We start from the raw sequence: 13,945 nt of genomic DNA, 5'->3' as shown, positions 1-13,945 counted from the left end.
CACCCGATTCGGACGCGACACCGCGTACGACGGGTCGCTGACCATCGGTGCTGTGCTGGCTGCTGAACACGGAGACACCGGCGACTACATCTGTTGAAAGTATCATTGACGAGGCGCACCGCTCGGCATCCGGTTTTCGCCTGACCGACTTCTATCCAGGGCAGGCCTCGGCCGACCACGGCCCCGACAAAGACCTGTCGGCATCGAGGGTCGATGTTCCCGGCCACGCCGTTCTCGTCAGGAATGCGCCCGAGAGATGCCGATGCAGGTGCCCAGTGAGCGGTTGAGGGCCGCCACGATCGTCGCGACAGCGTCTTCGTCGGGTACGGCTCTGCCCTGAAGCCTCTGCCCCGCCGCATCGACGAAGATGCATACGGCGGCCCCGGTGATCCCACCGTCTGTTGTGCTCAGTGGGAAGGTGCGCGGTAACCGCTATCCCAGCTCATTCGGGGTGGGTGGCGGTGTCGGCGCGCTGGTCGAGGGTGTGCTGGAGTTCGGTGTTGCGGCGTCGAGCCTCGGCGAGTTGATCTTCGAGGATGACGATGCGGGCGGCCGCTTCGAGGGTGTTGCCGTCGTCGACGAGCTGGCGGACTCGGGCGGCGAGGCGCAATTGGTGGCGGGAGTAACGGCGGTGCCCGCCCTCGGAGCGCTGTGGCGTCAGTAGCTCGGCGGCGTCGAGGCCGCGCAGGAAGGCCGGGGTGACGCCGAGGATTTCCGCTGCCCGGCCCATGCTGTAAGCGGGGTAGTCGTCGTCAGCGAGCCGGTCCGCGGCACTGGAGCCGCTGGTCGGGTTCGTGTTCGGTTGGTCCACAACACCTCTCGGGGTCAACGCCGTCAGGCCCCGGCGCACTGTGCGCCGGGGCCCGAGATCTTTCGAAGGGGGTTTGATTTCAAATCCATCCGCCGACCGACAGGGTCGGCGTTTGCCACCGCGCCCGATACTTCCCGGGCACGCAGCGAGTAGGTAACGGTTTCAGCGACCACCTCCCGGGTTGACGGACCTGTCTGCGGTATTTCGTCATCCCCTCCGGCGGTCCGGCCGACTGCACCGGATTCTCTTCTCCGCCGGAGGGGATGGTGGATGTTGCATTCCGGGCAGTTCACCTGCCCGGCCACTGGACTCTTCATCTCCAACGACAGCGACTGTATACCGCGTCTCGAAAAATGTCTACAACCATCAGTGCAGATTTTTTTCGTCCGGCGCATGGTGTTTACATCACGGCGGATGCCGGGTAGGCGTGGGGTGTGACTACCGCAGAGCCCACGCCGCCAGACGATGTCGAACGGTTCGCGTTCGAGGCCACCCGCGCGGTGATCGAGCAGGCCAAAGGCATCGTGATGCTGTTGTACGGAATCGGCGACGAGCGAGCGTTCACGTTGATGCGGTCCTGCTCGCAGAACACCAACGTGCGCGTGCGCGACTTGGCCCAGCGGATCGTCACCGAACTCCCGGGCTCGGGTGGTCAGCGCACGGTAGGGCAACTGCGCGCCGAATTGGACCGGATCATGCTCGGACCGCTGCCCCCGCGCGACTCCAGCTCGACCACACCGCTGGGACCCACCCGCGATGCTCGGTGAACCACACCGGGTCGCCCACGGTGGAGTCGCGGACGCTCCGAGGGCACGGCGGTGCCTAGATCTGGCGTGTCGGCGGTGCGGTGTATTCGAGCCGCGATAGTCGTCCGCCGCTACGTGCGGTAGCCCCCAGCCGACGTCAGCCTCCGCTTGTGCGCGCGGGCGCCGCCTGCGCCGACATTTACAGGCGCTGAGGCCGTTCGGCGGAGGATTCCACAGGGTCGAAGTTCATCGGCCGAATGCTTTGAGGAAGGTTGTCACCGCGGAGCGGGTGAGGGCGTGCAGTTCCGCATCAGCGACCGGGCTCGCGCCGAGCCGGAGCATACCGTCGGCGGGACCGGCGAGCAGCGCTGTGAACTGGGCAGCGGCGATGTCCGGATCATCGATGTCGAGGCGGCCCGCCAGTGACAGGCGTGCGAGCCGATCGGCAAGGGCCGCGGTAGCCCGGCGGGAAACCTCGGTGACGAGTTCGACCAGATCTGGGAATTGCGCGGCTTCCGCGCAGACCAGGCGCCGCAACGCACGCGATTCCGCGGCGCAATAGCACTGGACCAGCTGTAGCCCGACCTCCGTCAATCCGATGCCCAGATCATCACCGGGCGATGCCAGCCGCTCGACAGCGGCCAGGTTGGCGGCCAGCGCGGTCTCCGAAAGCGACTGCACCGCTTGACGAAACAAGGACTCCTTGTCGTGGAAGTGGTGGTAGACGGTGGCCTTCGCAACCTTGGCCTCGGCAGCGATGTCATCCATCCGGGCCTGCGCGTATCCCACACGGGCGAAAACGGTGAACGCCGCGGCCATGATGGCCTGCCGTTTGTCGATACGCCCCCGCGGCGGCAGCTGCCGGGACGAAGGGGGTTGCGACACGATCATCAGCCCATCGTAATCGCACGGGCAGCTATGTGAACTCGCCGGTCTACTAGATCATACTGATTGACATAGACTGTTCAGTCTAGTTGACTGATCTCATCAGTTCGATCAGGAGGAAGATTCGTGAAGACGGTTGTGATCACCGGCGGGACCGATGGCATGGGGAAAGCGCTCGCGTCGACCTACCTGCGTCGTGGCGACCGGGTAGTCGTCATCGGCACCGACGCGTCCAAGGGACAAGCGGTCCTGAACGCCGCGGCCGAACTCGGCGCTGAGGCGCGGATCGAATTCATTCGAGCGGACTTGAGCCTGATAGCGGAGAACCGGCGGGTGATCGAGCAGATCACGGCGACCTACCCGGTAGTCGACAGACTCGTGCTCGGCGCGCGGTATTACCGCGCCACCCGGTTCGTCACTTCCGAAGGCTTCGAAGCGAATTTCGCCTTGTTCTACTCGAGCAGGTACCTGTTCGGACACGGGCTCGTGACACAGATGGCGACGGCCGCCTCACCAGTGATTCTCGACCTGGCAGGCCCCGGCGGCGACCTCGACGGAATCCGTTGGGACGATTTGCAGTTCGCCGGCGCCTACGATCCCGACGCGGTCATGAGGCAGTGCGGGAAGTTGAGCGATCTCCTGGCGGTCGGTTTCACTCGCCGCTACCCCGACAGCCGAATCCGCTACATACTGCTCCACCCTGGGCTGACGGCGACCGGATTCACCGGGCAATACGATGCCGCCAGCGCTGAATTGGTCGCTGACATGCGAAAGCGCGGGCAACCGGTGGAAGCTGCTCTCACCCGGATCCTCCGCCACCTCGATCACCCGCCGACCGCGCCGCTGAGCGCATTCATGCAGGACGATCCCATCGACGTCCACGGCGAACCATTCGATCCCGAAGCCGCCGACCGCCTGTCCCGACTGACCGCGACCCTGCTGAACGCGGCAACCATCAGCGGTACATGAGCACAGCGAGGGCTGTCCGATCTCCGGTGTCGGCTGGGCCGAGCGCGGTCCGCGTGTCGAAAGGCGAGCGGCAGCACGAATGAACCGCGACATGAGCAGCGGCCTAGACAGCCAGTGGCGGCGGCGCCGGAGCGGGCCGGTCAGGTGGTTCATAGCTCCGCCATGCCTCGGCCAAGCGTCGCGCGGCCTCGCGCAAGGAGCCGGGATCGGCGACGAAGCTGATCCGGACGTAGTCGATGCTGCCGCCGGAGGCGTCGAGACCGGCGCCGGGCAGGATCGCGACACCGTGCCGCAAGGCGCGCTGGGCGAACGAGGTGCCGTCCCCGTAGGGCAGGCGGATCCAGAGTGTCTGACCGCCGGACACCGTGGGAACCTCCCATCCCGGTAGTCGCTCGGTCAGCTCGGTCACCAGGACATCATGACTGTCCTTGCGCTGCTGCGCGATTCGCTCGCGCAGCGTGTGCAGGTCGCGAAGCAGCCAGGCGGCGGCCAATTGAGCCGGGATGTTGCCGCCGAGATCGTGCACGGCGCGCACCCGGGCCAACCGGGCGATCACAGGACTCGGTGCCCGCACCCAGCCGACGCGCAGTCCGCCCCAGACGATCTTGCTGAGCGAACCGATGGATATCACGGACTCGTCGTAGGCTGCCAACGGCGGGGGCGGCGGATCGGTGCCCGGGAATCCGAGGTCGGTCAGCACCTCGTCGTCGATCAGCGGCACCCCGGCCGTTCTCGCCGACTCGACCAGCGTCCGCCGGGCCAGCGCGGGAAGAACCGCGCCCGTGGGGTTCTGGTAGGTCGCTACGACGTAGGCGAGCGCCGCAGGGGTCACCGCACCGAGGCCCGGCGGAGCTGTCCGCGTTATCGCCGCCACCTCCCGGAACGCCTCCAGCGCACCGGGATAGGTGGGCGCCTCCACCAGTACGCGGTCGCCGGGCCGCAGCAGGGCGCGGGCGAGCAATGACAGTGCGTGCTGTCCCCCACCGGTGACGAGAATCTGCTCCGGATCGGTCGGCACGCCACGTTCTCGGTATCGCTCGGCGACTGCCCTGCGCAACAGCGGATGCCCGGTCGGCCGATACCCGATGTCGCCGTCGGCCGCAGCGAGTTCGGGGAGGATCTGCTGATACGCGAGTATCACCTCGGGCGGCGGTGTCGTAGGGGCCGCGCAGGCGAGCGCGATGACATCGCCGTCCGGTTCGAGCAGCTGCAAGAAGGCCGGAGAATGGGTGGTCTCCCGGGCCGGGATCTCCGCGGGCCCCGCGACCCGGGTGCCGCTCCCCTGCCTGCGCACCACTCGCCCCTCCGCGCTGAGCAGGTCGTAGGCCGTCACGACCGTACTGCGGCCCACCGCAAGTGCTTTCGCCAGCCTGCGGTCGGGCGGCAATCGCGTGCCCGACCGCAGCTCGCCGTCATCGATCAACGTCCGCAATCGCCCGGCCAACAACAGATACAACGGCCCTCGGTCGGCGGACCAGCGACCGAGACGGTCGGCGAGTTCGATTGGCTCCATAAGCAAACCATTCTGCCCCGATTGGCTCTAGGGTCCAGCCCCAACCGTCGCCAGGATGAAGCCGTGAGCAAGATTTCGATCACCGATGTCATCGACGACCTGACCGGACCGTGGCAGCCGCGGGACCTGGCCACGGCGAACGACGCCGTGGTACGCATCGCCCGCTTCCACGGTGCGTTCCCCTGGCATCACCACGACGAGGACGAGCTGTTCCTGTGCTGGAGCGGTACCTTCCGCATCGAATTGCAGGACCGCGAACCGGTGACGCTCGGTCCCGGCGATATCTTCGTCGTTCCGCGCGGAGTCGAGCATCGGCCGGTGGCAGAGCAACCGGCTCACGGGCTCATGATCGAGCGACCTGAGACGAAACAGTACGGCAACTGAACACGGCAGGTTCGGCCGATGCAAGCCGGTCGGCCGCGGCTCGTCAGCGGCGGCTTTCTCGATTGAGATCGCGATGGCGGGGTAGTTGTCACCTACGTGCGGTGTGCATCCGCCCGACTCCGGGTGACCGCTGACGACGGAGGTAGCGACATGGCCGAACATCGCGAGACGGTAGCCGGCAGCGTGCCGGCGGAGGTGTTGTCGCGCACGGACTTCGCCGATCGAGTGTTGCGTGCCGCCGCGACACCGGAGCGAATCGCCGACGTTGTCACGCAGATCGTGGGTGAGCGGATCGAGATCGGCCCGATACCGGTGGCGTTGAACGGACTCGTCCACGCCACCGCCATCGGCGAAACCGGACCCGTGCACGCCACGCGATGCGATTCGGGCGCCTGGGATATGGCGATCGCGGTACCGATCCTGCTGCGCCTGCGCGTCCGCCTGCCGGGACGGACGCTGCGATACATCGGCGCGGTACGGGTACTGATCCGGCTCGCGTTGATCCCCCGCGAACCGTGCGGACTGTTCATACGCACCGACGATGTCCGCGCCGAGGACCTCACCGTGAGGATGCGCGCCCGCGACCTCACTTCCCGCGTCGTCGGAGGCGTCGGGCGGGTCGACTCCATGGTGGCCGAGTACATCCTGCGCTACATCGATGACCTGTTCGCGGGCCCCGAGTTCAGCGACGTACGAGATATCGATATCGCCCACATCATCGAGCGAGCATGGGACGCGGGTCTCGTACTCGATTTCCGCGACCGCGCCGCGAGCTGATCGGTCGATACTCAGCAGTTCACCCGAGGGAGCCACCTATGACCCGACCCGACAACATCTCCGCCGATGACACTGCCGAGGATGCCCGAGAAGAGAGCATCCTCGGCGGCCGGTCCGCCGAGCGGTCCGGCAATGCCCCTCGCAACCTGGCAGGCCCTGGACCGCACGCCGACCAGGACGAAGACCCGGACACATAGCTCCGAATCGAGTAGCCCACTACTCTGTCGCGGCGCCGGTCACCCGGAGACGCTGGGTTCGAGCACCAGCCAGCGTGAACCCAGGTCGGAACAGGATCGGTGCAGCCGATGGATACCGAGAGGAAACCCCAGCCCGAGAGCATCTCGGACCCCGAGACGGAAGATTCGGCCACGCCGCCGGGTGAAGCCACGGCACGGGCGGCCGCGTCGGCGGCGAACCTGGAACGAGACGTGCGGGCCGTGACCCGCAGTAGCCGCTACGCCCTGATCACCGCGTTGTGCGTGGCGATACTGTCCAGCGGGGTCTCGGCGGGATCGGCGATCTATGTCAGCAAAAGCCAGCTGGAGAGAAGAGAACACGCCGAGGCCGCCCAAGTGGTGCGTGACAACCGGCAGACGGTCTACACCGAGCTCGCTGCCACGCTCATGGCGTACGTCGAGGAACTCGGCGGCCTGAAGGGTGAATTGACCCAGAACCCGCCCGACCGTGCGGAAGTCCGTGCGCAAGTACTCGAACTCCTGGACAAGGGACAGCTGATCTGGCGAACGTTGACCACTGTCCTCCTGGTCGGGAACCTTGCGTTCGTGCCCGCGCTGGAAAGCTTCACCTACGAGTACTACGTGCCCTTCACGAAGGATCACCTCAGTCCATTCCTCGCGCGCGGCGGGGCCGCGGAGACCGATGAGGGCCTGCGTCAGAGCGGCCCGCCGCTGCTCGCCGAGGTCGACCGGATGATCGCCGGGATCACGGACTTCCTGACGTCCTTCCTCGACCAGGCCCGAGAGGACCTGGGAATCGGCTGACCCGCAGACGCGCTGTCGAGAAGCGGACGACTCCTACACCGCCCTGCCTGGAGCTGAGCACATCGTTCGCCCGCGCACGATCAGAAGAACGGCATCCGCAGGCGGTGAACCGGCATCGCCGCCGTCTGAGTCACCGTCCGTGTGAATTACCTGTGCGGGTGGGTCGTTCGCCTCCGCGACCGTAGTCATGGCGGAGATCGGTGGAGGTACCCAATTCGCCGAAATGGTTACCGCTCGGAGCGGCTCGTTCACGCCGCGGGCAGTGCGTCGCGGTCGGACAGCAGCGGTTTCAGAGGTCGGTTCAGCGACCAGCGGTGTCGACTGGTCGCAGTACGTGGCTTCGAATGATTCATTGACACAATGATACAAGCTTTATACTTTTATATCATGATGGAGCGGCCCGACGAGGTGGACGAGAGGATCCTGGATGCCGCGCTGGAGCGCATCCTGCAGGTGGGGATCCGCCGGGCCAGCATGGAGGACATCGCCCGCGTGGCCCGTCTCAGCCGCATCACAATCCACCGCCGGTTCGCGGGCAAGGACAACCTGATCGAAGCGGTACTCGCCCGCGAGACCCGCCTCATGCTCGCCGAAGTCACCGCGATCGCCGCCACCGCCGCCGGTGTGGACGCCCAGATCGAGGAGACGATGCGGTACGTCCTGCTGCAGACCCGCATCCACCGGCTGGTCACCCAACTGCTGCAGGTGGCGCCCGACGAAGCGTTGCGGTTCTCCACTGTGCAGGGTGAACGCCTGGTGTCCATCGGTATCGATTACATCGTCGGCATGCTGACCAACGCCCAGTCCTCGGGGCTCGTCGACGACTACGACCCGCGCCCGGTCGCCGAACTCGTAGCCCGCCTCGCCCACTCGCTGATGCTCACACCCGGTGGCGGCAGTGTCGACTTCACCGACGACGAGCGCGCCCGCGCCTTCATTCGCACCACCATCGTGCCGCTGATGAAACACGGCATCACCCGCCTCGACGAGGAGCCAAACCATGACCGCGTCCGCGACAATTCCGGCTCGCCACCCCGACCGGCCCCGTAAAGCACCCGGCCTCGCTCCGATCGCCGCGCTGCTGCGCATCGGGAAGCCCTCCCCCCAGCGCTGGCAGTCGCTCGGCGAATCACTGCTGGTCGGCGACGAGCCGATGGACCGCCTCGTGGAGTGGATGTACGCCGAAGGCATGGCCGCCACGCGGCCGCTATTCGAACAGGCGCTGCGGTCGGGCATCGACAGCGTTCCCGACGCTCCGGACTCGCTGCGCGCGTTCTTCACCGTCGTCGAGGACACCCCGGCATGGGTCGACCCACATCTGCTGCGCGATGGCGAGCGCGTGTTCCGTTCCGGAGGCAACGACGGGCTGTACTTCGCTCGCGACGTCTCCTTCATCGGCGGCTACCTGGCATCCGGGTTCAACAAGACCCTCCTGCGCACCGGCGCTTTGGAGAAGGGACCGGCTCGCCGGTTCGCCGAAACCCTGCAATGGGCGATGGACGTGTCCACCGAGAACGGCATGGATCGCTACGGTGTCGGCTACCGCTCCACCCTGCATGTCCGGCTCATCCACTCCCTGGTCCGCAGGCACGTCGCCGCCATGCCCGACTGGCGCACCGAGGAATGGGGCCTGCCGATCAACCAGACCGATATGGCCGCCACTCTCGTCGGGGCCCTGCTCGCACCCGTCGTCGGCGGCATGGCGCTCGGCGTCATCCCCTCGCCCCGCGATTTGGCCGCCGCCGCCCACCTCACCCGCTACGTCGGCTGGCTCATCGGCGTCGAAGAACAATGGCTTCCCACCGGCTTCCGCGACGGGGTCGCCATTCTGGACCACTGCCTTACCGCCATCACCAACCCCGACGAGACCAGTCGTCAGCTCGCCCTGCCCATGGCCGACGATCCGCTGCACTGGTCCTACCCCAACCTGCCCGCTCTGCGCGGCCGGCTCGCCCGCGCCAAGCACCTGTCGGTCACCAGCGCATTCCTCGGACCCAAAGCGATGCGGATCCTCGGACTGCCCGCCTACGTCTTCCCCTGGTATCCCGCCCTGCGCATCCCCGTCAATCTCGCCCGCAGTGCCTACCGGCACCTGACTCCCGGAGGCCTGGACCGCGCCGCTGTCCACGGCCGCCGACAACAAGAAGCGTTCCTCCGACGCCTCATCGGCGAAAGCAGCGCCACCATCGGCCGATCCGCACCACCACTGGGACGAATCGCATGACCCAGACAGAACGGACAGAATTTCAGCCGTTCTCGTTGTTAGAAGTGCCGACGACCGGGTAGGGCGACTCATGGGTCGGGGCCGTATACCGCAGAGGACGAAAGAAAATGATGACCTTGGATCAAATCATGGCGATGGCTCGTTCCTGGTGGAACCAAATGTTCCCCGGCATGCCGATGATGATGTGATCATCCGGCATGACCTTGTAACTGCCTGATGGGACACTGATCCGGCGACCGCGCCGCGCGAGTCGCCGGACAGGAGAGTCGCTTTCAGCGACGGTAGCGGAGTGCGCCACCGTCACAGGGGGACCTGCGCGAGTGCCCGGCACCCTACCTCCGCGCGCCGAACCCCGGGGTGAAGGCCGCTCCACCCGCAGATATGGCCGAAAGTGTCGATTTTCTGACCTCAGGTGTTTGGCATCGGACTTTGCCCAGGTCATAGCGTTGGGTCCATGAGCACACCTTCGATCGTCATCATCGGCACCGGATTCGGGGGGCTCGGCATGGCGATGGAACTCCAGCGCGCCGGCCTGCACGATGTCACGATCCTGGAGCGGGCCGAGGAGGTCGGCGGCGTCTGGCGGGAGAACACCTACCCCGGTGCGGGCTGCGACATCCCTTCGCCGCTGTACTCTTACTCCTACGCGCCGCGCACCGATTGGCCCAAGCGGTTCTCCCAGCAGCCGGACATCCTGGCTTATCTGCGTGGCATCGCCCGCGATCACGATCTGATGTCCAAGATCCGCTTCCGCAGCGAGGTCACCGACGCCGAGTTCGACGAGGCCACCGGACGGTGGACCGTTCGCACCGCCGACGGCGCCCAGCTGACCTGCGATGTGCTGGTCTCCGCGGTCGGACAGCTCTCCCGGCCCGCGCTGCCGGACATCCCCGGCGTGGACACCTTCGCCGGGACGGCCTTCCATTCCGCCGAGTGGGATCACGAGGCCGACCTGACCGGCAAGCGGGTAGCGGTGATCGGCACCGGCGCGAGCGCGGTGCAGTTCGTGCCCGCGATCGCGCCCTCGGTTGCGCACCTGACGCTGTTCCAGCGCTCGGCCGCGTGGATCATGCCCAAGCCCGACGTCGAGTACAAACCCTGGCATCACCGCGCCTTCCGGCTGCTGCCGGTCACCCGGCTCACCGAGCGCTTCGCGTTCTGGCTGTTGTGCGAATTCCTTTCCCTGGGCATCGTCGACGTGCCGGTCATCCGCAAGCTGGTGACCCGGATCGGTCTGCGGCATCTGAAGCGTCAGGTGGCGGACCCGCGACTGCGGGCAGAGCTGACCCCGGACTATCCGGCCGGGTGCAAGCGGGCGCTGTTCTCCAACGACTACCTACCCGCGCTCACCCGTCCCGACGTGACCGTGGAAACCACCGCGATCACCGAGATCACCCCGGCCGGCGTGCGCACCGCCGACGGCGTGCTGCACGAAGTGGACGCGATCATCTACGGCACGGGCTTCAAGGGAACCGAGTTCCTGTGGCCGATGCGCATTTGCGGCCGGGCCGGGCGCAAGCTGGCCGACGAGTGGTCGCAGGGCGCCCGGGCATACCAGGGCATCACGATTCCGGGCTACCCGAACCTCTTCTTGATGTACGGCCCGAACACCAACCTCAGCGTCGGCTCGATCGTCTACATGATCGAATCCCAGGCGCGCTATATCCGCCAAGCCGTCGAGCGCCTGGCCGAACGCCCGGGCCACGTACTCGAGGTGCGTCCCGAGGTCGAGGCCCGGTTCGATCGCGCATTGCAGCAGCGCCTCGACCGCACCCCGTGGAACTTCTGCTCGAGCTGGTACCGCAACGCCGCCGGACGGATCACCAACAACTGGCCCGGCACCGTCACCAGCTACCGGTTGCGCACCCGCAAGCTCGACGTCGCAGACTTCGAACTCAGGCCCGTCGCTTGACCCGGCGAACCTCCTCACGACAACAACTTCGACAACTGGTGGAGATCAGATGACGTTCGACTACGACGTGGTGGTCGTCGGTTCCGGCTTCGGCGGCAGCGTGACCGCACTGCGACTGACCGAGAAGGGCTACCGGGTCGGCGTGCTCGAGGCGGGAAGGCGCTTCGCCGACGACGACTTCGCCAAGACCTCCTGGGACGCCCGCAAGTACCTGTGGGCCCCCGCACTGGGTTGCTTCGGCATCCAGCGGCTGACACTGCTGAAAGACACCTTCATCATGGCGGGCGCGGGCGTCGGCGGCGGCTCGCTGGTGTACGCCAACACCCTCTACGAGCCGCCGGACAAGTTCTACCGGGATCGCCAGTGGGCTCACATCACCGACTGGAAGGACGAGCTCGCCCCGCACTACGACCAGGCCAAGCGGATGCTGGGCGTGACGACCAACCCCGCGACCACACCCTCGGACCGGGTACTGGCCCAGGTGGCCGAGGAGATGGGCGTCGGATCGACCTACCGCAGCACCCCCGTCGGCGTCCTGTTCGGCGGCAACGGCGCGCGGCCCGGCCAGGATGTACCCGACCCGTTCTTCGGCGGGGTCGGCCCCGCCCGCAGCACCTGCACGCACTGCGGCGAATGCATGACCGGCTGCCGTCACAATGCCAAGAACACCCTCGTCAAGAATTACCTCTACCTCGCCGAGCAGGCCGGCGCGACGGTCCACGCACTCACCACCGTGACCGATGTGCGACCGCTGCCCGGTGGCGGTTACGCGGTCTCCACCGCCCGCACCGGCCGGTTGATCCGCAAAGCCCGCCGGACGTTCACCGCCGAGCACGTCGTGTTCGCCGCCGCCGCGCTGGGGACCCAGAAGCTGCTGCACCGACTCCGTGACCGCGGGTCGCTGCCGAACATTTCTCCGCGTCTGGGGGAGCTCTCGCGCACCAACTCCGAGGAGCTGCTGTCCATACGCAGCCGCCGCAAGGACTCCGATTTCACCAAAGGCGTCGCGATCACCTCATCGATTCACCCGGATGACGACACCCACATCGAGCCGGTGCGCTATGGCAAGGGCAGCAACGCCATCGGCCTGATCGGCACCGCCATGGTCGACCCCGACGGGCGTACCCCGAAGCTGCGCCTGTGGGCGCGGACGATGCGCGAACTCGGCCGCGACGCCCTCCACGTGCACAACCCGCACCGCTGGTCGGAGCAGATGATCGGGCTACTGGTGATGCAGTCCGTCGACAACTCCATCACCACCTACACCAAACGTGGTCTGTTCGGTCGCAAGATGACCACCAGACAGGGCGCGGGCGAACCGAATCCGACCTGGCTGCCCGCCGGGCACGAGGTGGCCCACCGGGTCGCCGACAAGATCGACGGCATCCCGACCGCGGGCTGGAGCGCTCTGTTCGACATCCCGATGACCGGGCATTTCATCGGCGGCTGCGTCATCGGCGACTCCCCGGAGGCCGGGGTCGTCGATCCGTACCACCGGATGCACGGATATCCGGGGCTGCACGTCATCGACGGCTCGACCATCTCGGCCAACCTGGGTGTGAACCCTTCGCTGACGATCACCGCGCAAGCCGAGCGAGCCGTTGCCCTCTGGCCGAACAAGGGTGAGCCGGATCCGCGTCCCGAACAGGGCGCGCCCTACCGCCGCATCGCCCCGGTGCCGCCGCGCAACCCGGTGGTCCCGACCGGTGCGCCTGCCGCTCTGCGGCTGCCCATCGTCGAGATCAAGGGGCCGGCCGATCGACCCGAGCCGGCCGCCGAGACACGCGGCTGACCGACCAGCCGGTCGACCGGCTTCCGTCGCCGCGACTTGCCGCGGTGGCTGCTCGCGCACGGCCATCCCGGTCACGAGCCGCCCACGCGCCGAGTCGCGACGACGGCAGCCAGTGCAGCTATGTGACCCGGGCGTGCCTCAGAGCTCTCCCGCGATCGGACGGCGGAGGCTACCGGCTCTATCTGTGGTCGGCTCTGCTCATCCGCGATTCCGCCGAAACCTGGAATTGCGCTGTCCAGATATCGGTCTCGCGTGCGATCACCTCGTTGACCCTGTGCGAGAAATCTCGGAGCAGGACCATCCGCCGGTCTATCTCCCCGTTGGAATTGGCGGGCGCCCTGGAAACAGATGCCCACTCGAGCTGGAAATCGCACAACATCGCGTTGATCGACTGCGCGCTTCGCATGTCACGCATCCACGCTGTCGAAATGCCGAAGAATCGGTCGATCGCCGCACAACCGGCGGCGAGGGTGAGCAAAGCGTATCCCCAACTCGGGTCGACGGCCGAGACCCCGGCGGTCGTCAGCAGTGGCACCAGAATGCCGAGTAAGCCCAGCCCGAGCATCGCCGCGGTGAGGGCTAGGCTCGTCCGCCGCTTCGTCAGTCTGTCCCTCGAATACCAATCGCGTGCGTCTATGGCATACGACTCGACACGTTGGAACAGCCGGGCAAGGGTCTCATCGGAACTCGACCAGTCGGCGGAGCGGAGGTCCAGCGAAGGCGGCACCCCGAGGTCCTGCGAGCGATCCCCGCCGAAGGGCGATCGGTGCTCTGTCACGGCCGTACTGTATCGCCCACTCGCCTCGATGATCACCCGATCGACTGTACCGCCGGTGGAGCGAGCGCCGCCGCCGACGTCCCCCGCGCCCGATCGCGCCTGCGACACGTGCGACGCGGTGCCACAATGGGATTCGGACCTGTGGCGATTTCC

At 66.8% G+C, this 13,945-nt stretch carries 14 protein-coding genes; 10 read left to right on the top strand and 4 right to left on the bottom strand.

What is annotated here, in order from left to right:
- Window positions 1-442: 442 nt before the first annotated feature.
- Entirely contained in the window at window positions 443-811 is a 369-nt protein-coding gene (locus M8859_RS32715; protein WP_249645412.1) for a MerR family transcriptional regulator, read from the bottom strand.
- A gap of 434 nt (window positions 812-1,245) precedes the next feature.
- Here M8859_RS32715 and M8859_RS32710 point away from each other — a divergent pair, with 434 nt between their 5' ends.
- A complete protein-coding gene (locus tag M8859_RS32710; RefSeq protein ID WP_249645411.1) occupies window positions 1,246-1,578 on the top strand; it encodes an ANTAR domain-containing protein in 333 nt (110 codons plus the stop codon).
- A gap of 225 nt (window positions 1,579-1,803) precedes the next feature.
- Here the strand turns inward: M8859_RS32710 and M8859_RS32705 are convergent, their stop codons facing one another.
- Complete coding sequence (locus tag M8859_RS32705) at window positions 1,804-2,448, bottom strand: TetR/AcrR family transcriptional regulator (protein ID WP_159919196.1); 645 nt, start codon at window positions 2,446-2,448, stop codon at window positions 1,804-1,806.
- A gap of 120 nt (window positions 2,449-2,568) precedes the next feature.
- On the opposite strand from M8859_RS32705, the gene M8859_RS32700 reads away from it, so the two are divergent.
- On the top strand, window positions 2,569-3,411 hold the full coding sequence (locus tag M8859_RS32700) for an SDR family NAD(P)-dependent oxidoreductase (protein WP_159919198.1): 843 nt from the start codon (window positions 2,569-2,571) through the stop codon (window positions 3,409-3,411).
- A 103-nt stretch (window positions 3,412-3,514) separates the two neighbouring features.
- Here M8859_RS32700 and M8859_RS32695 read toward each other — a convergent pair whose 3' ends face one another.
- Complete coding sequence (locus tag M8859_RS32695) at window positions 3,515-4,924, bottom strand: aminotransferase-like domain-containing protein (RefSeq protein WP_249645410.1); 1,410 nt, start codon at window positions 4,922-4,924, stop codon at window positions 3,515-3,517.
- A 63-nt stretch (window positions 4,925-4,987) separates the two neighbouring features.
- Between M8859_RS32695 and M8859_RS32690 the strand changes: the two genes are divergently transcribed.
- The 8 genes from M8859_RS32690 (at window position 4,988) to M8859_RS32655 (ending at window position 13,014) form a co-directional block, all read left to right on the top strand.
- Window positions 4,988-5,308 carry a cupin domain-containing protein gene (locus tag M8859_RS32690; RefSeq protein ID WP_159919202.1) on the top strand — a complete coding sequence of 107 codons (321 nt, stop codon included), beginning with the start codon at window positions 4,988-4,990 and terminating at the stop codon, window positions 5,306-5,308.
- A 150-nt stretch (window positions 5,309-5,458) separates the two neighbouring features.
- Entirely contained in the window at window positions 5,459-6,085 is a 627-nt protein-coding gene (locus M8859_RS32685; protein WP_249645409.1) for a hypothetical protein, read from the top strand.
- Between the two features lie 38 nt (window positions 6,086-6,123).
- Window positions 6,124-6,282 carry a hypothetical protein gene (locus M8859_RS32680; RefSeq protein ID WP_159919206.1) on the top strand — a complete coding sequence of 53 codons (159 nt, stop codon included), beginning with the start codon at window positions 6,124-6,126 and terminating at the stop codon, window positions 6,280-6,282.
- Between the two features lie 108 nt (window positions 6,283-6,390).
- On the top strand, window positions 6,391-7,086 hold the full coding sequence (locus tag M8859_RS32675) for a cupin domain-containing protein (protein ID WP_159919208.1): 696 nt from the start codon (window positions 6,391-6,393) through the stop codon (window positions 7,084-7,086).
- Window positions 7,087-7,473: 387 nt separating this feature from the next.
- Window positions 7,474-8,136 carry a TetR/AcrR family transcriptional regulator gene (locus M8859_RS32670; RefSeq protein ID WP_249645408.1) on the top strand — a complete coding sequence of 221 codons (663 nt, stop codon included), beginning with the start codon at window positions 7,474-7,476 and terminating at the stop codon, window positions 8,134-8,136.
- A complete protein-coding gene (locus tag M8859_RS32665) occupies window positions 8,087-9,310 on the top strand; it encodes an oxygenase MpaB family protein (protein WP_195071742.1) in 1,224 nt (407 codons plus the stop codon). The genes M8859_RS32670 and M8859_RS32665 overlap by 50 nt, the downstream gene beginning before the upstream one ends.
- Window positions 9,311-9,764: 454 nt before the next feature.
- On the top strand, window positions 9,765-11,222 hold the full coding sequence (locus M8859_RS32660) for a flavin-containing monooxygenase (RefSeq protein WP_249645407.1): 1,458 nt from the start codon (window positions 9,765-9,767) through the stop codon (window positions 11,220-11,222).
- A 49-nt stretch (window positions 11,223-11,271) separates the two neighbouring features.
- On the top strand, window positions 11,272-13,014 hold the full coding sequence (locus M8859_RS32655; protein WP_249645406.1) for a GMC family oxidoreductase: 1,743 nt from the start codon (window positions 11,272-11,274) through the stop codon (window positions 13,012-13,014).
- Window positions 13,015-13,192: 178 nt separating this feature from the next.
- On the opposite strand, the gene M8859_RS32650 is transcribed toward M8859_RS32655, so the two are convergent.
- Complete coding sequence (locus tag M8859_RS32650) at window positions 13,193-13,792, bottom strand: SLATT domain-containing protein (RefSeq protein ID WP_159919218.1); 600 nt, start codon at window positions 13,790-13,792, stop codon at window positions 13,193-13,195.
- Between the last annotated feature and the right edge of the window lie 153 nt (window positions 13,793-13,945).

This window comes from Nocardia sputi (assembly GCF_023501985.1).
This window is presented reverse-complemented; position numbering and strand designations above follow the sequence as displayed.